Origin of the sequence: Vibrio breoganii, from assembly GCF_024346795.1 — a bacterium.
Classification (GTDB): domain Bacteria; phylum Pseudomonadota; class Gammaproteobacteria; order Enterobacterales; family Vibrionaceae; genus Vibrio; species Vibrio breoganii.
Map to the genome: position 1 here is coordinate 1,952,390 of NZ_AP024864.1, position 22,874 is coordinate 1,975,263.

The 22,874-nt window shown below is 45.7% G+C and carries 20 protein-coding genes and 5 tRNA genes; 11 read left to right on the top strand and 14 right to left on the bottom strand.

What is annotated here, in order from left to right; all coding sequences use genetic code 11:
* Positions 1-123 precede the first annotated feature (123 nt).
* Positions 124-981: an acyl-CoA thioesterase II gene (gene tesB, locus OCU35_RS09060; protein WP_065209639.1), complete on the top strand. Its 858-nt coding sequence runs from the start codon at positions 124-126 to the stop codon at positions 979-981.
* 266 nt (positions 982-1,247) lie between these two features.
* A complete protein-coding gene (gene putP, locus OCU35_RS09065; RefSeq protein WP_017031033.1) occupies positions 1,248-2,681 on the top strand; it encodes a sodium/proline symporter PutP in 1,434 nt (477 codons plus the stop codon).
* Positions 2,682-2,730: 49 nt separating this feature from the next.
* On the opposite strand, the gene OCU35_RS09070 is transcribed toward putP, so the two are convergent.
* Positions 2,731-3,198: an Lrp/AsnC family transcriptional regulator gene (locus tag OCU35_RS09070; RefSeq protein ID WP_017027846.1), complete on the bottom strand. Its 468-nt coding sequence runs from the start codon at positions 3,196-3,198 to the stop codon at positions 2,731-2,733.
* A gap of 129 nt (positions 3,199-3,327) precedes the next feature.
* Here OCU35_RS09070 and OCU35_RS09075 point away from each other — a divergent pair, with 129 nt between their 5' ends.
* Positions 3,328-4,398: a PLP-dependent cysteine synthase family protein gene (locus OCU35_RS09075; RefSeq protein ID WP_261825235.1), complete on the top strand. Its 1,071-nt coding sequence runs from the start codon at positions 3,328-3,330 to the stop codon at positions 4,396-4,398.
* 160 nt (positions 4,399-4,558) lie between these two features.
* Positions 4,559-6,196: a VRR-NUC domain-containing protein gene (locus OCU35_RS09080; protein WP_261825236.1), complete on the top strand. Its 1,638-nt coding sequence runs from the start codon at positions 4,559-4,561 to the stop codon at positions 6,194-6,196.
* Between the two features lie 33 nt (positions 6,197-6,229).
* On the opposite strand, the gene OCU35_RS09085 is transcribed toward OCU35_RS09080, so the two are convergent.
* Entirely contained in the window at positions 6,230-6,547 is a 318-nt protein-coding gene (locus OCU35_RS09085; protein WP_065209637.1) for a DUF1244 domain-containing protein, read from the bottom strand.
* A gap of 177 nt (positions 6,548-6,724) precedes the next feature.
* Here OCU35_RS09085 and OCU35_RS09090 point away from each other — a divergent pair, with 177 nt between their 5' ends.
* Positions 6,725-7,282, top strand: a complete 558-nt coding sequence (locus OCU35_RS09090) for an outer membrane beta-barrel protein (protein WP_017027268.1) — start codon at positions 6,725-6,727, stop codon at positions 7,280-7,282.
* A 29-nt stretch (positions 7,283-7,311) separates the two neighbouring features.
* Positions 7,312-8,112 carry a DNA-3-methyladenine glycosylase family protein gene (locus OCU35_RS09095; RefSeq protein WP_261825237.1) on the top strand — a complete coding sequence of 267 codons (801 nt, stop codon included), beginning with the start codon at positions 7,312-7,314 and terminating at the stop codon, positions 8,110-8,112.
* Positions 8,113-8,160: 48 nt separating this feature from the next.
* On the opposite strand, the gene OCU35_RS09100 is transcribed toward OCU35_RS09095, so the two are convergent.
* Positions 8,161-11,271, bottom strand: coding sequence for a multidrug efflux RND transporter permease subunit (locus OCU35_RS09100; protein WP_261825238.1), 3,111 nt, complete (start codon positions 11,269-11,271; stop codon positions 8,161-8,163).
* A complete protein-coding gene (locus tag OCU35_RS09105) occupies positions 11,271-12,335 on the bottom strand; it encodes an efflux RND transporter periplasmic adaptor subunit (protein ID WP_017031039.1) in 1,065 nt (354 codons plus the stop codon). The genes OCU35_RS09100 and OCU35_RS09105 overlap by 1 nt, the downstream gene beginning before the upstream one ends.
* Before the next feature lie 318 nt (positions 12,336-12,653).
* Here OCU35_RS09105 and OCU35_RS09110 point away from each other — a divergent pair.
* From OCU35_RS09110 to OCU35_RS09130, 5 genes are all read left to right on the top strand, one after another.
* Positions 12,654-12,738, top strand: a tRNA-Tyr gene (locus OCU35_RS09110).
* 80 nt (positions 12,739-12,818) lie between these two features.
* Positions 12,819-12,903, top strand: a tRNA-Tyr gene (locus OCU35_RS09115).
* Between the two features lie 80 nt (positions 12,904-12,983).
* Positions 12,984-13,068 (top strand) — tRNA-Tyr (locus OCU35_RS09120).
* Positions 13,069-13,147: 79 nt separating this feature from the next.
* Positions 13,148-13,232 (top strand) — tRNA-Tyr (locus OCU35_RS09125).
* 80 nt (positions 13,233-13,312) lie between these two features.
* A tRNA-Tyr gene (locus OCU35_RS09130) sits at positions 13,313-13,397 on the top strand.
* 101 nt (positions 13,398-13,498) lie between these two features.
* Here OCU35_RS09130 and OCU35_RS09135 read toward each other — a convergent pair.
* The 10 genes from OCU35_RS09135 to moaB all read right to left on the bottom strand — a co-directional run bounded on the left by OCU35_RS09135 (position 13,499) and on the right by moaB (position 22,831).
* Complete coding sequence (locus tag OCU35_RS09135) at positions 13,499-14,443, bottom strand: glutathione S-transferase family protein (RefSeq protein ID WP_017029740.1); 945 nt, start codon at positions 14,441-14,443, stop codon at positions 13,499-13,501.
* 612 nt (positions 14,444-15,055) lie between these two features.
* Complete coding sequence (gene oppF, locus OCU35_RS09140) at positions 15,056-16,057, bottom strand: murein tripeptide/oligopeptide ABC transporter ATP binding protein OppF (protein ID WP_017031041.1); 1,002 nt, start codon at positions 16,055-16,057, stop codon at positions 15,056-15,058.
* Entirely contained in the window at positions 16,054-17,031 is a 978-nt protein-coding gene (oppD, locus tag OCU35_RS09145) for an ABC transporter ATP-binding protein (protein ID WP_261825239.1), read from the bottom strand. The genes oppF and oppD overlap by 4 nt, the downstream gene beginning before the upstream one ends.
* Positions 17,032-17,051: 20 nt before the next feature.
* On the bottom strand, positions 17,052-17,954 hold the full coding sequence (gene oppC / locus OCU35_RS09150; protein ID WP_017031043.1) for an oligopeptide ABC transporter permease OppC: 903 nt from the start codon (positions 17,952-17,954) through the stop codon (positions 17,052-17,054).
* A gap of 14 nt (positions 17,955-17,968) precedes the next feature.
* Positions 17,969-18,889, bottom strand: a complete 921-nt coding sequence (gene oppB / locus OCU35_RS09155; protein ID WP_017029744.1) for an oligopeptide ABC transporter permease OppB — start codon at positions 18,887-18,889, stop codon at positions 17,969-17,971.
* Positions 18,890-18,982: 93 nt separating this feature from the next.
* Positions 18,983-20,611 carry an ABC transporter substrate-binding protein gene (locus OCU35_RS09160; RefSeq protein WP_261825240.1) on the bottom strand — a complete coding sequence of 543 codons (1,629 nt, stop codon included), beginning with the start codon at positions 20,609-20,611 and terminating at the stop codon, positions 18,983-18,985.
* A 528-nt stretch (positions 20,612-21,139) separates the two neighbouring features.
* Complete coding sequence (gene moaE, locus OCU35_RS09165) at positions 21,140-21,589, bottom strand: molybdopterin synthase catalytic subunit MoaE (RefSeq protein ID WP_017031045.1); 450 nt, start codon at positions 21,587-21,589, stop codon at positions 21,140-21,142.
* Between the two features lies 1 nt (position 21,590).
* The gene (moaD, locus tag OCU35_RS09170) at positions 21,591-21,836 is read right to left on the bottom strand and encodes a molybdopterin synthase sulfur carrier subunit (protein ID WP_017031046.1); all 246 of its coding nucleotides are present in this window, start codon (positions 21,834-21,836) and stop codon (positions 21,591-21,593) included.
* Positions 21,833-22,312: a cyclic pyranopterin monophosphate synthase MoaC gene (moaC, locus tag OCU35_RS09175; RefSeq protein WP_017029748.1), complete on the bottom strand. Its 480-nt coding sequence runs from the start codon at positions 22,310-22,312 to the stop codon at positions 21,833-21,835. Before moaC ends, moaD begins: the two co-directional genes overlap by 4 nt.
* 6 nt (positions 22,313-22,318) lie before the next feature.
* Positions 22,319-22,831, bottom strand: a complete 513-nt coding sequence (gene moaB, locus OCU35_RS09180; protein ID WP_017029749.1) for a molybdenum cofactor biosynthesis protein B — start codon at positions 22,829-22,831, stop codon at positions 22,319-22,321.
* Positions 22,832-22,874: the final 43 nt, after the last annotated feature.

A 22,874-nucleotide genomic window follows, 5' to 3' on the forward strand; every position in this document is an offset into this window, starting at 1 on the left:
TAACTATATCCTACGCTTAGTTACCGATGTTACTCAATATAAAACGCGCGCTCTGTCACAAATAGCTCTTGTCTATTAGTTCGTTAACGGGTATTTTCGGATTGCAACTGAATCGGAGGTCGGATGAGCAAGCCACTAAATGAACTATTAACACTTTTACAGTTAGAGCAACTTGAACTCGGTTTGTTCCGAGGTGAAAGCGAACACCTTGGATTACCGCAAGTGTACGGTGGTCAAGTATTAGGGCAAGCACTCTCGGCTTCTCGCTATACCGTCCCAAGCGATCGTAGTGTCCACTCTTTTCACAGCTATTTCTTGCACCCTGGCGATCCCAACAAAAGCATCATCTACGATGTTGAGAACCTTAGAGACGGAAGAAGCTTTAGCACTCGACGTGTAAAAGCCATACAGAACGGTCGCCCAATCTTCTATCTCACAGCGTCTTATCATGGTGAACAGCCAGGATTTGAGCATCAAAATGCTATGCCTGACATCCCTGGGCCTGAGAACTTTGCATCAGAAGGCGAACTTGCTTCCAAGATTGCTGAGTTTTTGCCTGAGCCAATTCGACAAACCTTTTGCGGTGAGAAGGCTATTGAGGTTCGCCCAGTTAAGGTAGTCAATCCGCTCAAGCCGCATAAAGAAGATCCTAAACAATACCTTTGGATTAAAGCGAATGGCGAACTTCCTGAGAGCCAATTAATCCATCAGTATATTATGGCTTACGCATCAGACTGGGGCTTCTTGGTAACGGCACTTCATCCTCATGAAGTCAGCTTGTTCACCCCTAAGTTCCAAGTGGCGACTATTGACCACTCTATGTGGTTCCACCGTCCGTTTAAAATGGATGATTGGCTACTGTATGCTATTGAGAGTCCAAATGCGGCTAACTCAAGAGGCTTAGTGCGTGGTGAAATCTTCGACCGCTCTGGCAACATGGTGGCAAGCGCCGTTCAAGAAGGTGTCATGCGCTTTAAATAAGCAAACACCGGCGCAAAAATTAGCAAAGCACACTCATGCTAGGGTGTGCTTTTTAGTATCTACACAAATGTTGATCTAATCCGTTTGTTATCCGCATAACTATCCGTAAAATACGCTAAACATCGGAATTACTTGCTTATTTTGTGAGCTGGCCGACTATAAATGGCTGTTTGGATTAACATTCACAACATCACTGTTAACATCCCTTTAGCAATTACTATTGCAAATCTTCCATTTCTTTTCTCCCTCAGATGTAAAGGCAGAACATGATTTATTTACAATTCGGCCTCTACCTAGTTCTTATGCTAGGGATTGGCTATTACTCAATGAGAAAAACGCACGACAACCAAGACTTCATTATTGGTGGTCGTTCACTAGGACCTGTAACTTCTGCTGTAAGTGCGGGTGCATCAGATATGAGTGGCTGGCTACTATTGGGCCTACCTGGCGCAGTATTCGCTAGTGGCTTAGTTGAAGGTGTTTGGATCTCTGTAGGTCTAACCCTAGGCGCTTACCTAAACTGGTTGATTGTTGCACCGCGCCTTCGCTATGCGACAGAAGTTACCGATACTGTGACCATTCCGAGCTTCTTAGCTAAGCGCTTTGAAGATAACTCAGGTCTTATCAAAACCGTTTCTACCCTGGTGATCCTTTTCTTCTTCACTTTGTATGTTGCATCAGGTCTAAAAGGCGGCACGCTGCTATTTGCTCACAGCTTTGGCGCTACTGAAGAAGTCGCGCTTTATGTGACGGCATTTGTGGTGATTTCGTACACCTTCCTTGGTGGCTACATGGCGGTATGTTGGACGGATTTAGTACAAGGCATCTTGATGCTTGCTGCTTTGTTCTTCTGTATGCTTCTAGGTTACATGGCCATTGCAGATTCACCGGTAATGATCAGTGACATCAAACCGGATGCCTTTAAGTTCTCCACCAGCTTTATCACTGGCGCTTCATTAATGGCTTGGGGCTTTGGTTACTTTGGTCAGCCTCATATCCTAGCGCGCTTTATCGGTATCGATAAGGTAGAGAACATTGCAAAAGCTCGCCGCGTTGGTATTAGCTGGATGATTCTGACTCTTGTGATTTCAGTCTCTATCGCGCTAATCGGTATCGGCTATGACGCTATCCATCCGTTAGCTTCAGTGTCTGGAGAAGGCGGCAACCCTGAGCGTATTTTCCTTGCGCTCACTAATGCCCTATTCCACCCGGTATTTGCAGGCTTTATCTTGGCGGCCGTTCTAGCAGCGGTAATGTCGACAGCCGATTCACAGCTACTAGTACTGACCTCTTCTCTAACCGAAGATGTTCCCTTCTTCAGCAAATACGATGAGAAGAAGAAAGCATGGATCAGCCGTATGGGTGTGGTTGGTTTTGCGGTACTGGCACTGATTATTGCGGCGAATGACGACGGCTCTATTCTGGCTATGGTTGGCTATGCATGGGGTGGCTTTGGCGCTGCATTTGGTCCATTGATGATTCTAGCGCTTTGCTGGAAAGGCACCACTAAAGCGGGCGCATTGGCCGGTATGATTATCGGTGCGCTAACCATCTTCATTGTGAAGAACTACATCTCTATTGAAGGTGAATACTTCTACGAGCTACTACCTGCATTCATTCTATCGTTTGTTGCTATTGTGGTAGTCAGTAAGATGACACCTGCGCCATCTCAGGAAACACTGAACAAGTTCAACTTCTGATCTTGATGGGCTAACACTACGATTAGGCGAGGTTTAATCCTCGCCTTTTTTATATCTTGCCTAATGGTAATTCGGTGGTGTACTTAATGGATTCCATCGCAAAGGTTGAGGTTACGTTCGATATTCCTGAGACTGAGTTCACTAAGGTCTTATAGAAGTTATCGAAGCTCTGCATATCTTTCGCCAATACCTTGAGCATATAGTCATAGTCCCCTGCCATTCGGTAGAACTCCATCACCTGCTCAAACTCAGAAACCGTCTCTACAAACTGCTGATACCATTCATGGGAGTGATCACTGGTTTTTATCAATACAAAGGCAGTAAAAGACAATCCCAACTTTTCAGGGTCAAGCAATGCCACTCTGTTTTGAATAACCCCATCTTCTTCCAATCGCTTGAGTCGTTTCCAGCATGGCGTTGTTGTCAGGTTCACCGCTTCTGCAAGATCAGCAAGGGATACCGTGGCATCTTTTTGCAGCATGGTGAGTAGCGTTTTGTCTGTTCGGTCCAGTTTCATTTCATTAGAACCCACATAAAGAGAAAATTATTCTACATTTTAGGCTAAACACTGCATTTATGGGTAAGTTTTTCTCAGGGGTAAGGGGTAAATTATCTGTATTCGGTCAAATACTTCTGGAATCACATCATGAACACTGAATCTACTTGCACTCACAGTTGGATCAATCGCGCTATTCAAATCATTGAATCTGACTATCAACGCTCTGCGGACACTCACCTTATTAAGCTAGATGTGGACGAGTTTCCCGGTATTGATATCTATCTAAAGGATGAAAGCACCCATCCAACCGGTTCTCTTAAGCACCGCCTTGCCCGTTCACTGTTCTTGTATGCATTATGTAATGGCTGGATTGGCCCAAAAACGCCAATCATTGAGTCTTCTTCAGGAAGCACTGCGGTTTCAGAGGCTTACTTTGCACGCTTGCTAGGCCTACCGTTTATTGCGGTTATGCCAAAAGGCACCGCAAAGAAAAAGATTGAGCAAATTGAATTCTACGGCGGTAAGGCACACCTTGTTGAACGCTCTGATGAGATCTATGCAGAATCACATCGCTTGGCGGATGAGCTAGGCGGTCACTATATGGACCAGTTTACTTACGCTGAGCGCGCCACCGACTGGCGTGGAAACAACAACATCGCGAACTCTATCTTCGGTCAAATGAAGATGGAACAACACCCGATTCCAAAATGGATCGTGATGAGCCCAGGCACAGGTGGCACGTCGGCAACCATTGGTCGCTTCATTCGCTATCAGCAATGTGAAACTCAGCTTTGTGTTGTCGATCCCGAGCACTCTGTTTTCTACGACTACTACCAATCGCGTGACGCTAAGATCACCCTAGATCGTGGCAGTAACATTGAAGGCATTGGTCGCCCTCGTGTTGAGCCAAGCTTTATTCCTGGTGTGGTTGACGAGATGATCAAAGTGCCTGATGCGCACTCTATCGTGACTATGCAATGGCTAGAAGAAAAGCTTGGACGTAAAGTGGGTCCATCTACTGGCACTAACTTATACGGTGTTTTCCAGCTTGCAAGAAAGATGCGAGACAATGGCGAAACCGGTTCTATCGTCACCTTGTTGTGTGACAGTGGCGAGCGCTACCTTGATACTTACTATAATCCGCAGTGGGTTAAAGAGACTATCGGTGACATCAGCGCCAGTCGCGATCTCCTGTTAACCTTGTTGGCTAATCATTGAGCATTAGCTACTAGCCGCTAGCCGCTAGCCGCTAGCCGCTAGCCGCTAGCCGCTAGCCAAAGATTATTAAAGATAAGGGTTTAGCTAGAAATAGCTAAACCCTATTTTTTTGTTGTATCCTTAATCCTGATTCAAGCACTTGAGTTTGTATAAGGAAAAAATGCAGCAAGTCGAGCTTCCAGAAGGCTATTACCATCGCAATTTCACTACCTTAATTGAGCATGCTCAGAATCATTATTCTGATTTGTTGCACAGGGTTGAGCTTGAATGGATCAAGGATTATCACTCTCTTGATTTGCCAGCACAGCGGCTACTGGTTCGCCTCTATTCAAGAAAGGGCGAGTGGTTTCGCAGTGACAAATTGCGGTATGCTGAAATTCCCGATTTAAACCGAGCGTTTGAGCAGCTTGCGCGCCTTAGCTTTATCTCCCTACCCGATGTCATAGACACCGAAGTCCTCTGCCGCTCTATACTCACCAAGCCAGAGGTAGTTAAGCTGTTTCCCCAGCTCGGCAAATCCTTATCCAAATCAAACCTCGTGCAACAGGCCTGTGAAGCGTGCACAGAAATAACGACCGGCCAGCTCGATTTTACCTTGGTACACCTCGAGTACAGCGCCTTTCTGGGCACATTAACCACACTGTTCTTTGCTAACGCGAGGCAGGATTTGAGCCAATTTGTTCTTAGTGATCTTGGGCTTCATCAATTTGAGCAATACAGCCTAAGCAAAGAATTACGCTTTTTTAACCGCAGAGCTGAGGTTGAGCAATTACTCTCGCTAGCGCAAATTAGCGACCGTTATTATCAAATGGAAAAGTCTGCCTCAAAGACAGAAAAGCTTGAGTATCTGTCAGCGCTTCTCAAAGCATTGATCGAAGCAATGCCAGCCAACATAGAACACTCTTATGTATCGAGGCGATATCAAAGGTTAATCAACAATATTGCTCGTGATTTTGAGCGCCTAGAAGACTTTGACAAAGCGATTCAATTATTTGAGCAATCGGCTCTTGCCCCTTCAAGAGAGCGCAGAGTACGCATACTTATTAAGCGTGATGAGCTGAGTGAGGCTAAAACCCTTGTTGAGCAAATGCTAGAAGCGCCGCAAGACGAACCCGAGCATGAGGTAGCACAGCGGTTACATCAACAGCTAAACCGTAAGCTTGGCATAAAGGCAGTTAGGGCTTCTAAGCCGAATATTGCTTCCTACCATATTGAGCTCGATCTCTCCGCCCAAAGGGTTGAGTCTGCTGTCGCGCATCACCTAGAACAATCTGGCTGGCAAGCCTACTTTCTAGAGAATACGTTTTTAACGGGCCTATTTGGGCTCGCTTTTTGGGATGTGATCTATGCGCCCATTGAAGGGGCCTTTCTCAATGCCTATCAGGTTGGTCCAAAGGATCTCTACACGCCTGAGTTTACTGAGAAACGTCAGCAACTCATTGATACTCGAAAAGAAGAATTACAGCGGTTAGGTTTTGCAGAGCTGGAACGAGTCTATCAATGCAAGCAAGGACTCACTAACCCCTTTGTGCACTGGCCAATGTTTGATCTGGCGGTTCTGCAACATGCGAAGCGCGGCTTTAGCATGGAAGAATTGCTAGGGCTCTTTGAGGTCATACTGGGTGATATTCGCAGCTTTAGAACCGGCATGCCGGATCTCATCGCCTTTAAGGATAATGACTATCGCTGGATTGAGGTAAAAGGACCGGGCGATAAATTGCAAGACAACCAGATTCGCTGGTTTAAGCAGTTTTCTAAGTTAGGTATTAAGGCTGAGGTGTGTTACGTGAATCACTAGCTCCCTGAGGTCTCAAAGAGCTAGTGAAGATTGTTACTTCTTGTCTTTTGCTTCGAATGCGGCAAGTTGCTCTGGTGTAGCCGGCAGTTGGTGGTTCTGTTTCCACTCATCATAAGTCATGCCATACACGCGCATGCGAGCATCGTCGATATCCAGATCTAAGCCATTGTCTTTGGCTTCAGCGGCATACCACTTACTAAAGCAGTTGCGGCAAAACCCAGCCAGAATCATTAGGTCGATGTTCTGCACATCTTTATTGTTGTCTAAATGAGCCAGTAGACGACGAAATACAGCAGCATCCAGTTTGTCTTGCTCTTCTTGAGACAATTGTTGATGTTTTACCTGAGTCAATGTTCTTCTCCTTGTACTACTGGGTCTGTTTACCCTAGATAACGTTTTTGATATTTATAGAAACCTAGTTGTAATATAACTGTTAAGCTTATGATGTAAATACACTTTCGAACGGTTTGTTATTTATCTAAGCTAAGTATCGATAATGTTAATACTAACACGTAATCAAGGATGACTATGAACAAGCTACGCCTCTTTAGCTTAATACCCGCCGCCCTACTCTCATTTTCTGCTGCTGCTGCGGGTAACAACTCATTTTTCCTCGGCGTCGGAGATGTCGGCTTCTCTCCTGACGGTGATTCTACCGATAGCTTCTCAAGCCCAAGCTTTATAATCGGTGGGGGACAATCCTTCAATGAGCACCTTAGCATGGAAGGCTTCTTTCGTTATTCTGAAGCCTCTGACGATGCCAAAACCTATGAGATTAACTACTACGAGTTAGGCCTATCCTTGTTGCTATCCACGGGCGAATTAGGCGATACGCCACTAGAGATCTTTGGCCGCACCAGTGCCATAGCAACGAATATCCAAGGCCATGATACAAGTAATGGCTCAAGAGAGGATATTGGCGATACCACAGGTGGTGTCTTTACCGTGGGTGCAGGTTTGATATGGAACATCAACACTGACTACTGGTTACGAGCTGAATACATTTATGGCTACGCTAACTCAGGTGTGGGCAATTATGATGCAGATTATGATGGCTTACAGATCAGCCTTGGACTCGACTTTTAATGTCATTGCAGCTAGATAAGCACTAAAAGATGGCAGCGTCTGATTTAGCTAAATCAAAAGCCTTACCCAGTGTAGAACTCGAATATAAGGGGCCGCTAGACTGGCCCTTTATGCTGTCGTTTTATCAGCGTAGAGCGATTAAGCATATCGAGTCCATAGACGAAAACAGCTACTCTCGACACGCCTTTTTAAATGACAAACCTATTTGGTTTAGGCTCACTCAGAGACGCCCTCAATCCCTCACTCTAGAATACGATATTGCGTCTGATAGAGAGCTTAAGCCATTAACCGCCAAGCTAAGACGGATGCTGGATCTTGATGCGGATATTGACGTTATTGAGGCTCACCTTAAAGCGGTTGAGCCTGATCTCATCAAAAGGACAGGCATTCGTATTCCTGGGGTGTGGAGTTCGTGGGAAGCCGGAGTTAGAGCCGTGCTTGGCCAACAAGTGTCCGTCGCCGCAGCCATTACCCATCTAAACAGACTCACCGAACAACTGACCGATCTTACTCACTTTCCTAGTCCCGAATTGGTCGCAAGCGCAGACCTATCGTTTCTAAAGATGCCTCAGCGCCGAAAAGACTCCCTCAGCGCCCTTGCCGACTTCTTAGTTAAGCATCCAAGTGCATCGCCCAACGAATGGCTCGCCATTAAAGGCATTGGTCCATGGACTGTGCAATATGTGCAACTGCGTGGTCTATCAGAACAAGACTGCTTTCTTATTGGAGATTTGGTGGTGAAAAAGGCATTAGCCCATTTTGCTAGGCTCAACGAAAATACCGCACATCCCTACGGGAGTTACGCCACTTTTCATCTGTGGAATCAATAAGCCAGATCCGAAGATCTGGCTTATTGATTTAGTCAGCTATTTAAGGAGCTAGTGACTGATGCGTCCCTTAGTATCATGTTCAATATCTTGATTCAGCATCTCTTCTACATGACCTGGTGACTGCGTCTTAATCGACAGTAGTCGGTACATTGCAGGGATAACAAACAAGGTCACCAAACTCGCAAACGCCATACCAAAGAAGATAACAGTACCCACCGCAATTCGACTTTCGTAACCCGCGCCCGTAGATAGAATCAACGGAATAGCACCCGCAAGAGTAGTAAAGGCCGTCATCATGATAGGTCTTAAACGACGCGCTGCAGCATCGATAATTGCTTGCTCAAATTCAACGCCCTTGTCTCGAAGTTGGTTGGCAAACTCGACAATCAAGATACCGTTCTTGGTCACCATACCAATAAGCATGATCATGCCGATCTGACTATACACATTCAGCCCCTGCGACATGATCACTAGCCCAAGGAAGCCACCAAAGATGCCCATAGGCACAGTGAACATTACCACCAGCGGGTTAATGAAGCTCTCAAACTGCGCCGCTAGTACCAAGTAGGCCACCAGCAGTGCTAACGCAAACACAATCAAGATTGACGATTGGTTCTCTTTAAAGTCTTTCGACTCTCCGGAGTAATAGATTGAGATATCACTTGGCAAAATCTCAATGGCTTTCTGATCTAAGAAGTCCAGTGCATCACCTAAGGTCGCCCCCTCTTTTAGATTCGCCTTAACCGTAATGGATTTTTGCTTGTTGTAGTGCGACAAACGAATGGCAGAGGCAATCTCTTGCACCTTAGTTATGGAATCTAGGGTCACTAGGTCGCCATTACCCGTTCGCATATAAATCTGGCTTAGGTCGGTGATGTTATTGAAGCTATTTTCATCACCACGCAGATAAACGTCGTACTCTTCACCACGATCAACATAGGTGGTCTCTGTTTTGCCCCCTAGCATGATCTCTAGGGTGTCTGAGATATCGCTTTGAGTAATACCAAGCTCGGCGGCACGATCTTTATCAATGGATACCACAAGCTCGGGTGTTTTTTCAGAGTAGTCGGTACTCGCGCCATCCATAAATGGGCTATCGTCGGCTTCGTTCTTTAAGATCTCCGCCCACTTTTCTAGCTCGCTATAATCTGGACCACCGAGAACAAACTGCACAGGTTCACTAGAACCACCTCTAAAGCCAGGCAAGAATGGATAGATACGAACATCCGCAATATCGCCAAGGGCTTTTCGCACAACGCCCAACGCTTCATTTGCTGATTGGTCTCGCTCTTCCCAATCTTCCAAGATCATGATGACAAAACCTGTTTGGTCGCCCGCATTACCGCCAAAGGCTGGCGATTGAATAGAGAAAGATTTAAGTAATCCTTGCCCTAATAGAGGTAACAGACGTGTTTCAATAATATCCATGTTAACCGCCATGCGGTTATAACTGGTTGCGTCTGCGCCCCTAGCAAAGGCAAAGATAACGCCGCGGTCTTCTTGCGGGGTTAACTGCGCTGGCACATGATTCATCAATTGATATGAACCGCCCACACAGGCAAGGATAACCACAGGCGCCGCCCATCTAAGCTTCAAGGCGACAATCAGTACGCGTCGATAGCCTCGTTCAAGCTTCTTAAACAAGAACTCTACGCCACGATTAAATCGATTTGGCTTCACATTGGCCGATAGAATTTTACTACCCAGCACTGGTGTTAAGGTCAATGCAATCAAGGACGAGAATATGACGGACATTGCCAGCAGCACAGAGAACTCAGTAAATAGCAGCCCCACCATGCCATCCATAAAGGAAATTGGCAGGAATACCATCACCAATACCAATGTGGTCGCAACAACCGCAAAACCCACCTCTCGCGTGCCCTTATAGGCCGCCAGTAGGGGCGTTTCACCGCGCTCGATATGGTGGAAGATATTCTCAACCACCACGATGGCATCATCCACTACCAGACCAATGGACAAGATAAGCGCCATTAGCGTGATGAGGTTAATACTAAAGCCAAAGTAATAGGCAGCGATAAATGAGGAAATTAGCGATACCGGCACCGTTACCGCAGGGATCAGCGTTGCTCTCGCCTGACCAATAAAGATATACAGCACCAGTACCACTAGACCACCAGTGATGAACAAGGTGTTGTAAACCTCTGAAATAGAACGGTCTATAAACACTGTGGAGTCGTAATCTACCGCAAGGCGCGTGCCCTCAGGTAAGAACTTTTGAATGTCATCCACTTGTTTGTGAACGGCTGTCGCCACATCCAAGGGGTTAGCATCCGACTGAGGCACGATACCCAAACTCACGTTGACCACACCATCGCTTCTAAAGGTGGAGTCTTCGTTTTTCGCGCCAAGGTAAACGTCCGCCACATCTTTTAGATAAATAGGCGTGCCGTCGACGGCTCTTCTTACCACTAGGTAATCAAAATCTTCCGCGCTGTTGTAGGTACGGTCGGTTCTTACCGACATGACGATGGCATCGTTGCGTACTTGCCCGCCTGGGCTCTCAATGTTTTCAGAGCGCAGTGCTGAGGTAATATCCGCAGTGGTCACCGCTCGACCTGCCATTAAGATTGGCTTGAGCTTAACGTACATCACCTTATACAAACCGCCAGATACCTGCACCGAGCTCACGCCGGAGATCAGGCTAAAGCGGTCTAGTAATACGCGGTCTACATAGTCAGTAAGCTCTGTTCTATCTAAAAAGTCGGAACTTAAATTGATGTAGATAGAGGCTTCGCCACTGCCGTTATTTTTATAAACAGTGGGCGTATCGGCCTCATCGGGTAACTGATTCTGAGCCCTTGCCACCGCATCACGAACGTCACTGACCCCCGTATTGAGGTCATAGCCTAGATCAAATACCACGGTAATACGTGACATACCATTTCGAGTGGTGGAGGTGATCTCATCGATGCCACTGATACCCGATAATTGATCCTCAATGACCGAAGTTATCTGGCTTTCAATGATGGTGGCAGAAGCGCCGTCATATCGAGTGTTAATCGAAACCACTGAGCTTTCGATGTCTGGCATCTCTCGTACAGCAAGCTTTGAGAACGACACAATACCAAACACACACAGCAACAAGCTCAGAACGATAGCGGCAACCGGTCGTTTAACCGAAATGTCAGATAACAGCATTACTGACCAACCTCACTGCTCTCTTCTTCGCCTACCACTTTAACCAAAGCGCCGCCACGCATGTTTACCACGCCCTGCACTACAATGGTTTCGCCGACTTCTAAGCCTTTTTCAATAACCACTTCGTTCTCTACACGAGTGCCAAGGAAGACTTCACGACGCACCGCTTTGTTACCTTCTTCAACCACATACACAAAACGCTTAGTCCCCATGTACTCAAGTGCTTGAACAGGAATAATAGCCGCTTCGATTGGCGGGAATTTCATTGTTGCTTGAACCAACATACCCGGTTTCAATTTACCCGTATCATTATCAATATCGATACGCACACGAAGGTTCAAGGTGTCTGGATTTACGCGTGAGTCGATGCCCACTAACGTACCCTCAAACATTTGGTCACCCCACGCATTGGAGATAGCCGAAACCGACATGCCAGTGGATAACAATGGCAAGTAGCGTTCAGGGACCTGAAGATCCAGCTCCATCTTTTCTAGGTTGTCGAGGGTGAGCAGTTCTGTGCCCGCGCTAACTAATTTACCTAAACTAAAATCAACAAAGCCAATCTGACCGGAAAATGGTGCTCTAAGGGTTCGGTCTTGTAGTTCAGCTTTCGCGGCATCTAGACGAGCTTTAGCGATATCCACACTCGATTTCTGCCCTTCAATCTCAGTAAGGGTAATCGCCGCGCTCTTTCTCAAGCGTTCATATTCGTTGAGCTTACGCTGCTCGTCATTTAAATAAGCCTGCGCCTCAGCAACCGATGCTTTTGCCTTGTCATCACTAAGTCGAATAAGCACCTGACCGGTTTTCACGTTCTGATTGGTTCCAACGGCAATACGCTCGATAGTGCCACTGACTTCAGGGGCAATAATTACAGATTGCGATGCTTTGAGCTTACCAACCAGTGCTAAGCTTTGAGAAATCTCGTGCACACCCACGTCTTGTGTGGTGACAGCGACTTGTGAAGGCCCGCGAGGTCCTTTTGCAAATGATGGCGCACAGAGTAAAGTGCCAAGCAAAAGAGCAGAGGCGATAGAAAGTGGTTTTGCCATTTGTTGAGTCATTCTCTTCATAATAATTCGTAGATTTTCCTAATCTGGCGTCATTTTATCAGCTCGATGGGTTCATAACGTCAACCAATGTAAAGTATTGCGATTTAGACGCATTAATACGTTTTGAGATGATTATACGATCGGCGGTAAAGCTAAGCTTTGCGTACAATCGACCGTCGAAAATGACGCTTTTTAGCCATTGCGTGCAAAAATCGGGCATACGGACTGAATTTTAAAGAAAATACTTTACAGAAAATCCAGGTCTGGATATTATGCGCTCCGAACTTGAGAACAGGGTTGGGAAAACTGCTCTTAAGTATAAAACACCCTGGTGGGGTTCCCGAGTGGCCAAAGGGATCAGACTGTAAATCTGACGGCACTGCCTTCGATGGTTCGAATCCATCTCCCACCACCATATTCTCTTGATTGATACGTCAGTTAAGAACAACTTGATTAACGGGTTGGGAAACCATTAATTAAGTATAAAAACACCCTGGTGGGGTTCCCGAGTGGCCAAAGGGATCAGACTGTAAATCTGACGGCACTGCCTTCGATGGTTCGAATCCATCTCCCACCACCACATTCTCTTAATTGACACATCAATTGAGAATAACTTGATTAACGGGTTGGGAAGCCATTAATTAAGTATAAAAATACCCTGGTGGGGTTCCCGAGTGGCCAAAGGGATCAGACTGTAAATCTGACGGCACTGCCTTCGATGGTTCGAATCCATCTCCCACCACCACATTCTCTTAATTGACACATCAATTGAGAACACTTGATTAACGGGTTGGGAAACCATTAATTAAGTATAAAAATACCCTGGTGGGGTTCCCGAGTGGCCAAAGGGATCAGACTGTAAATCTGACGGCACTGCCTTCGATGGTTCGAATCCATCTCCCACCACCACATTCTCTTAATTGACACATCAATTGAGAAGCACTTGATTAACGGGTTGGGAAGCCATTAATTAAGTATAAAAATACCCTGGTGGGGTTCCCGAGTGGCCAAAGGGATCAGACTGTAAATCTGACGGCACTGCCTTCGATGGTTCGAATCCATCTCCCACCACCACACATAAAAAAAGACCCGCTCATTGAGCGGGTCTTTTTTTATGTGTCACTTTTTTCTGCGCAAAAGCATTATCCATCTTTCCTAGAAACAGCACCGCTTGTCTAAATCAAATCTCTATTGTGCTCTGATTCAAGATCCAGCTCTGGCCCCTTAGGGATCACCTGAGTTGGATTGATACCCTTGTGACTGAAGTAATAGTGGCGTTTGATCTGCTCAATATTAGTGGTCTCAGCAACACCTGCAATCTGGTACAGCTCTTTTAAATAGCCTTGAATTCTGCGGTAATCGGTAATGCGTTTTTTATTGCATTTAAAATGCCCCACATACACCGCATCAAAACGCACTAAGGTGGTAAATAGACGCCAATCTGCTTCAGTGAGTTGCGCACCGGTTAAGTAGCGATTCTCTGCTAGATGTTCATCCACTTTGTCTAATGCGCTAAACAAGGCATCAAATGCCTCTTCATACGCCTCTTGAGTGGTTGCAAATCCACAGCGATACACACCGTTGTTAATGTTTGGGTAGATATAGTCATTCCATTCATCGATATCGCTGCGCAGTGCCAATGGATAATAGTCATCGTTGTTGCCTGTAAGCTCGTTGAACTCACTGTTAAACATGCGGATGATTTCAGACGACTCGTTGCTGACTATGGTCTCAGTTTGCTTGTCCCATAGTACTGGCACGGTAACTCGACCCGAGTAATCAGGTTTTGCCTGAGTGTAGATTTGATGCATCTTTGAGTGCCCGTACAAAGGCTCTGGTGAATCAAACTCCCACCCTTCTGATAACATGTCAGGGCTGACAATACTGACAGAGATATGCTCTTCTAAGCCTTTGATAGCTCTAAAGATCAAGGTGCGGTGCGCCCATGGACAAGCCAAAGATACATAGAGGTGATAACGTCCAGATTCTGGCTTGAACTGAGCATCGTCAGCGTTTTCTATCCAATGCCTGAATCCTGCATCTTCACGCACAAACTTACCGTTACTGGATTTAGTGTCGTACCACACATCACGCCAAACACCCTCAACTAACTTGCCCATTCACTCAATCCTTATCTTTGGTTTGTGATCAGTATAAGTGGCAAACAAGGAATGAACAGGAAACCAAGTTGAAGATCTTGGTCGAAAATGTTGAAGAACGGTGGGGTTATACTCAACCAAAACAAACGTCATCCTGATGAAAACTGGTGTGCCAGCCCAGCAGGATCTTAGTGAGCACTATGTTTAAGCTTCGCACTCTCCAAGATACTGGATAAATACTCCGTATTTTCCAGCATGACGCCTTACGCACTACCGTTATTTATTTCACGCTGACCGTCATCCTGATGAAAATCAGGATCTTAGTGAGCACTATGTTTAAGCTTCGCACTCTCTAAGGTACTGGATAAATACTTCGTATTTTCCAGCATGACGCTTTACGCACTGACGTTATTCTATTCACGTTCATCGTCATCCTGATGAAAATCAGGACCTTAGTGAGCACCATGTTTAAGCTTCGCACCCTCCAAGATACTGGATAAATACTTCGTATTTTCCAGCATGACAGTTATCTGCTTTTAGTACGGAGCCACCGTTAACTCTGCAAGAATTTTTCCAAAAAAAAAGAGCGTGCTGCATACACAACACGCTCAAGCCTGTCACAGGCGGAAAGAATTAGTATGAATGGAAGCACGACACTGCGTGCACATCATCACCTTCTAGTACGGGTTTTTTCTTAGCACACTCTTCTGTCGCAACCGGACAACGAGTTCTGAACACACAACCTGATGGCGGGTTCATCGGTGACGGTAAGTCGCCTTCTAGCATCTCAATCTTCTTTGCACGCTCTAGCTTAGGGTCAGGGATAGGTACCGCTGACATCAAGGCGCGTGTGTAAGGGTGTTTAGGATGTGCGAACAATGCCTTAGATTCACCCAACTCTACTGCGTTACCTAGGTACATAACGAGAACGCGGTCTGAGATGTGCTTAACCACAGAAAGGTCATGTGCAATGAACACTAGGCTCAAGCCAAATTCTTTCTGAAGCTCTTTAAGAAGGTTGACTACCTGTGCCTGGATAGAAACGTCTAGCGCTGATACAGGCTCATCACAGATGATCATCTTAGGCTTAAGAATCAATGCACGAGCGATACCAATACGCTGACATTGACCACCCGAGAACTCGTGTGGGTAGCGGTTGATAACGTTAGGTAGCAGGCCTACCTTGTCCATCATCTTCTTAACTTCTTGCTTCACTTCATCTTTGCTTAGCTTCGGGTAGAAGGTTTGCAAAGGCTCAGCAATGATGTCGCCGACAGTCATACGTGGGTTAAGTGACGCCAGGGGATCCTGGAAGATCATCTGGATGTCTTTACGTGTTTCGCGACGTTGAATGTCTTTCATCTTGGTCAGGTCTTGACCCAACCAAACCACTTCGCCCTCAGTTGCTTCAACCAAACCAATAACAGCACGTGCAAAGGTTGATTTACCACAGCCTGATTCGCCTACTACGCCCAGTGTTTCGCCTTCGTATAAGCGCACGTTCACGCCATCTACTGCTTTCAGTGGTGTAGGTTTGCTCCAAGGCCATGCCGACTTAGAAGCAATCTGGAAGTGAACCTTTAGCTCTTTCACATCCAGCATCAGTTTTTTGTCTTCAATAAAAGGTGCGTTCATCGTGTCCAAGCCTCGTGATCAGAAAAACATGCGCGTTGGCGGTCTGTACCAAATGGTGTCAGGATAGGCGTTTCGCTCATACAGCGATCCGTCACACGGTGACAACGATCTTGGTAAGGACAACCCGGTGGCAGCTTAAGTAGGTTTGGTGGATTTCCTGGGATAGTCGGTAGAATTTCACCTTCGGTATCCAAGCGAGGAATTGCTTTTAGTAGGCCTTCAGCATACGGGTGGCTTGGCTCATAGAAGATTTCATCCACTGAACCATACTCCATAGTACGTCCTGCATACATCACCAATACCTTGTCACAAGAACCCGCAACAACACCAAGGTCGTGCGTAATCATGATGATTGAGGTATCAAATTCTGACTTCAGCTCGTTAAGTAGGTCCATGATCTGGGCCTGAACCGTTACGTCCAATGCCGTGGTCGGCTCATCGGCAATTAGTAGCTTTGGACGACATAGCAATGCCATCGCAATCATTACACGCTGACGCATACCGCCTGAGAACTCATGAGGGTACATAGTGATACGCTTGCGTGCTTCTGGGATTTTAACCGCTTCAAGCATGCGTACTGATTCTTCAAACGCCTGTGCTTTACCCATGCCTTTGTGCAGCATAAGCACTTCCATCAACTGATCACTTACCTTCATGTAAGGGTTCAGAGAGGTCATTGGGTCTTGGAAGATCATCGCGATTTGTTCAGCGCGAACCTTGTTCAGTTCTTTCTCTGGCAGGTTTAAGACCTCACGACCTTCAAACTTAGCACTACCTGAGATAATGCCGTTCTTTGCCAGTAGGCCCATAATGGCAAATACAGTTTGTGATTTACCTGAGCCAGACTCACCAACGATGCCTAGCGTTTCGCCCGGCTCTAGTGAGAAGTTAAGATCGTTTACCGCAGTAACGATGCCATCTTGAGTAGTAAACTCTACTCTCAGGTCTTTTACGTCTAGTAATTTATTCGTCATTACCCTATTCCTTATTATTCTTATCTGTCTTTAGGATCAAGCGCGTCACGAAGGCCATCGCCAACGTAGTTAAAGCAGAACAGAGTAACTACCATGAAGGCGGCTGGGAACATCAATTGCCAGATAGCAACTTCCATTGTGTTAGCACCTTCTTGCAGTAGTGCACCCCAGCTTGTCATCGGTTCTTGAACACCAAGGCCAAGGAACGACAGGAACGACTCAGTAAGGATCATGCTTGGTACTAGCAGCGTTGAGTAAACCGCTACGATACCTAGAACGTTGGGTACGATGTGGCGAGTAATGATCTTCCAATTGCTCACGCCACTGACGTGGGCAGCTTCAATGAACTCTTTACTACGCAGGCTCAATGTCTGACCACGTACGATACGCGCCATATCAAGCCATGCAATGGCACCGATAGCAACGAAGATAAGGACAATGTTACGGCCAAAGAAGGTCACTAGTACGATAACTAGGAACATAAATGGAACCGCGTACAGGATCTCTAGGATACGCATCATGATGCGGTCAGTACGACCACCGATAAAGCCCGATGTAGCGCCGTATAAGGTACCAATCAATACCGCAACCAATGCACCAAGTACACCCACCATTAGCGAGATACGGCCACCGATAAGAGTACGAACGTATAGGTCTCGACCTAGGCTGTCTGTACCAAAGATATGTTCTGCAGAAGGTGCTGAATGCAATGCATACCAATCGGTATCATCATAGGCAAACTCAGCCATCATTGGCAGGAAGATAACTGCCAGTGTAATCAGAACCAATATAACTAGGCTTACCATCGCCGCTTTATTTCGCATAAAGCGCACGCGGGCATCTTGCCATAATGAGCGACCTTCGATCTCGAGGTTCTCAGACAACTTTTCGACCGCTTCAAGGTTTTCTTTTTTAATCAACATGTTGTTAGTCCTTGTTAGTAGCGAATCTTAGGATCGATGACTGCAAGCAAGATATCGACCACGGCGTTAAACAGAATGAACAAGAAACCAATCAGAATGGTAATACCCATTACTAGAGAGTAATCGCGGTTAAATGCTGCGTTGACAAACAACTTACCGATGCCCGGTAGACCAAAGATGGTCTCGATAACAACCGAACCGGTGATGATACCTACGAAAGCAGGTCCCATGTACGAAACCACAGGAAGCAAGGCTGGCTTAAGTGCGTGCTTGATGATGATGTAACGGTAGCTAAGACCCTTCGCGCGAGCGGTACGAATGAAGTTACTGTTTAGCGTCTCAATCATTGAGCCACGAGTAATACGTGCAAAGGTAGCAACGTATAGCAGCGACATACCTATGATTGGCAAAGCCATATACTGGAATGAGCCGTCGTTCCAACCACCAGCAGGTAGCCAGCCAAGGTTGATAGAGAATAGGTAAATCAATACGGGTGCCAACACGAAGGATGGCATTACCACCCCGAGCATGGCGGTGGCCATTATTCCGTAATCGAGCCAACTGTTCTGCCGTAGTGCGGCTATGGTGCCGACTGTGACCCCCATAATGACGGTAAAGATAAAGGCAAGAAAGCCCACTTTAGCCGATACAGGTAGCGCGTTAGCGACCAGTTCATTTACGGTGAAGTCTTTGTATTTGAATGATGGGCCAAAATCACCCGATAAGATATTGGTTAGGTAAGTCGTGTATTGTTCAAATACAGGCTTATCTAAACCATATTTAGCATTAATGTTCGCCATTACTTCTGGAGGAAGTGGGCGCTCACTTGAAAATGGGTTACCTGGCGCAAAGCGCATCAGGAAGAAAGACACGGTAATCAACACCAACAAGGTTGGTATTGCTTCAAAAATCCGTTTCATAATGAATTTAAGCATAAACTCATCCATCCAGTCTGTGACAAAAAATTAGACGCTGCATGTGTTTCCACATGCAGTGTCTTTCATAGTTATTATTGTTTTAAGTAGGAATTACTTAATGATGTACATATCTTTAGAGAACAGCTTGTCTTCTGCGTTGTTGCTTGGGTAGCCGCCCACTTTCTCTGAAACTAGACGAGAAGTAACGTACTGGTAGATAGGCGCGATAGGCATATCTTTAGCAAGTTGCTTTTCAGCTTCTACGTAAATTGCTTCACGCTCAGCATCGCTGGTAGCAGCCATAGCTTTCGCCATTAGTGCATCGTAAGCTTCGCTGTGGTACTTAGGATCGTTCGAGCTGTTGTTAGATTGCATTAGCGATAGGAAGCTTGATGCTTCGTTGTAGTCGCCACACCAACCCGCACGAGTCACGTCAAAGTTACCTTGACGGCGTGTATCTAGGTAAGTTTTCCACTCTTGGTTCTCAAGCGTTACTTTAACACCTAGGTCTTTAGCCCACATAGATTGTACTGCTGTAGCAATCTTCTTGTGGTTTTCAGATGTGTTGTAAAGCAGTGTGAACGTTAGAGGGTTGCTCTTATCAAAGCCCGCTTCAGCTAGAAGCTCTTTCGCTTTAGCATTACGTTCTTTTTGAGTCATCTTGCCGTACTCTGGAAGCTCAGGGTTGAAGCCCGCTGTGATTTCAGGAGTTAGGAAGTAAGCTGGCTTTTGACCTTGTCCTAGGATTAGGTTCGCGATTACGTTACGGTCGATAGTGTAAGACAGTGCTTCACGAACGCGAACGTCATCAAATGGTGCTTTCTTATTGTTAAAGCCGTAGTAGTAAGAACATAGGTTACCCTTAACATCTACAGACTCTGGGTGTTCTTTCTTCAGGCGTTTAAAGTGCTCGATAGGCAGTTCGTTAGTGATTTGAATCTCGCCAGATAGGAAGCGGTTCATTTCAGCAACTTGGTTCTCAACTGGTAGGAAGGTTACCTTGTTAAGAACTGTGTTTTCGTTGTCCCAGTAGTTAGTGCTACGAACTAGCTCGATACGCTCGTTCACTACCCACTTGTCCATAACGAATGCGCCGTTACCAACGAAGTTTTCAGGCTTAGTCCATTGGTCACCAAACTTCTCAACAGTTCCACGGTGAACTGGCTTAACAGTGGTGTGACCCATCATCTTGACGAAGTATGGAACAGCTTGTTCTAGTTGAATTTCTAGAGTGTGCTCATCAAGAGCTTTAACACCTAGAGTTTCTTTGTCTTTCTTACCAGCAATGATCTCGTCTGCGTTAACCATAGTGGTCATCTCTAGGTACCATGAGTACGGAGAAGCAGTGTTTGGATCAACGGCACGCTTGAAGCTGTAAACGAAGTCTTCAGCTGTTACAGGGTCGCCATTTGACCATTTAGCATCTTTGCGAAGGTTGAAAGTGAACGTTTTGTTGTCTGTCGTTTCCCAAGACTCAGCTACACCAGGGATAGTGTTGCCGTCTGCATCTTGGTTTACTAGGCCTTCAAGTAGGTCACGAATAACGTGAGACTCAGGAACACCTTCAGTTTTATGCGGGTCGATCGAAGCAACCTCTGTACCGTTACCACGAACCAGTTCCTGTACGGGAGCAAGCTCAGTACCTGCAGGAACGTTAGCAGCAAGAGTAGCGAAAGAGGTGGTTGCCGCAGCTAGGCCCGCTCCAAGGATTAGAGCTTGGGTGATCTTATTTTTATACATGCAATAAACTCCAGTTATTATATCGTTGCATCCATGAACTCTTTATTCTGACTTCAAGCCGTTGTTTTTAAGTCACTTTGTATCCAGAAAGAAACTTAAAAAGCTAAAAGACCATAAAGATTGGAAACAAAGTTACCATCCTTGAAAGTTTTTGCCATAAAAATGTATTCACGCAATTGCTAAATTCCTGCCTAGGTCAATTTTCCAGAACTAAATTTGGATTTAGCGAAAAAGTTCAGTGATCTAACCTGCAATTTTTTAATGAAAAACACTTTGTTACATGAATTATCACAATTTAGTGATCCACTTCAAACTTAACAAGGGATTACTTAACAAGTCAGCAACCTAAAATGCACCAAATGAAAACCAACCCTTTAAGTTTTTCACTTTTGGCTTGGCATTTAAAAATCATAAAGATATAAAAACAGCTAAATACTTATGATCTAGATCAAAAAAGCCCCTCTGAAATAAGGGGCTTTAGGTTTCACTATTTTTGTGATCATTGTCACACAGGTGAATTCTGCAAGATTATGACCAACGTTTCATAGAAATTTGATCAGATTCTCTCGAATCCAACCATCTTGAAGAGCCTTTAAGACGTTCTTTTTTCCAAAATGGTGCTTTGGTTTTCAGAAAGTCCATAATGAACTCACAACCCGCAAACGCAGCATCTCTGTGTGCACTAGACACCCCCACCAACACAATCTGGTCGGCGATATCTAAGTCACCAACGCGATGTATGATGGTGACCCTATCTAAAGGCCAACGACTGCGTGCTTCGCTACAAATCTCGTGCAGTGCCTTCTCGGTCATGACCGGGTAATGTTGTAAGTTCAAGCCAATAACGTCATCACCGAGGTTAAAATCTCGTACTTTTCCAACAAATGTAACTACAGCGCCGATAGAGGAAGACTCAGACAACAAGGCATATTCTTCACCTAAGTCAAAATCTTGCTCTTGAACCAGTACCTTATCCACATTAACCTCCTGTTACCGGAGGGAAGAAGGCCACTTCATCGCCCGACTTAACGGTCGAGTCTAATGGAACCATAGTGTGATTAACTGCAGCTAACAGCTTTCCTGACTCTAATGCTAAAGCCCACTTATCACCACGTTCAATAAGTTGCTGTCTGATAGCGTCTACCGAGGTAGACGTACTGTCGATAGTAACTTCATCTTCACCAACAAGCTCTCTCACCTGAGCAAAAAAAACGACCTTGATCATAACGCCGCCTCAAAATGACCTGATTTACCACCGGTCTTTTCAAGCAATCTAACCTGAGAAATCACGATGTCTTTTTGTACCGCTTTACACATGTCGTAGATGGTTAAGGCTGCAACAGAGGCCGCTGTTAGGGCTTCCATTTCAACACCTGTCTTACCCGCAAGCTTACAAGTTGACTCAATACGCACCTGATTGGTCTCTTTTATTGGGGTCAATTGAACCTCAACCTTAGACAGCAACAAGGGGTGGCAAAGGGGGATAAGATCCCATGTCTTCTTCGCGGCTTGAATACCCGCGATGCGCGCGGTAGCAAACACATCACCTTTATGATGGTCACCACTCAAAATCAATGCGAGGGTCTGCTCTGACATGGTGACGATCGCTTCTGCTCTCGCCTCACGCACAGTGTCTGCTTTGGCAGACACATCGACCATATTCGCTTCACCGCTTTGGTTAATATGGGTTAATTCACTCATCGTTGCTTACATCCCAATATGCGGCATGAAGTTACATGGCTTATGGCGAGAATCTAATTGGTCTTTGATGATGCGAGTCCACGCTGTTCTGCAAGCACCTGTTGAGCCTGGCATTGCCAAGATAACCGTACGATTTGCAAAACCGCCCAAAGCGCGTGATTGAATAGTTGAAGTACCAATCTCTTCGTATGAAACAGCGCGGAATAGCTCACCAAACCCTTCAACTTGCTTATCAAAAAGTGGCGCTAATGCTTCAGGTGTAAAGTCTCTAGCAGTAAAGCCTGTGCCACCGGTGACTAAAATGGCATCAACATTTTCATCGGCAATCCATTTAGAGACGATAGCGCGAATTTTATAAACATCATCAATAACGATTTGTTTGTCCGCTAATTTATGACCTGCTTCTTTTACCTGGTCTGCTAGGTAACCACCACTGGTATCGGTTTCTTCAGTGCGAGTGTCTGATACAGTCAATACGGCAATACTAGCCGGCGTAAAATCATTATGAGCGTGTCCCATTTCTCTCAATTCCTATGTACTGTTTGTTGTAAATTAATAGTGT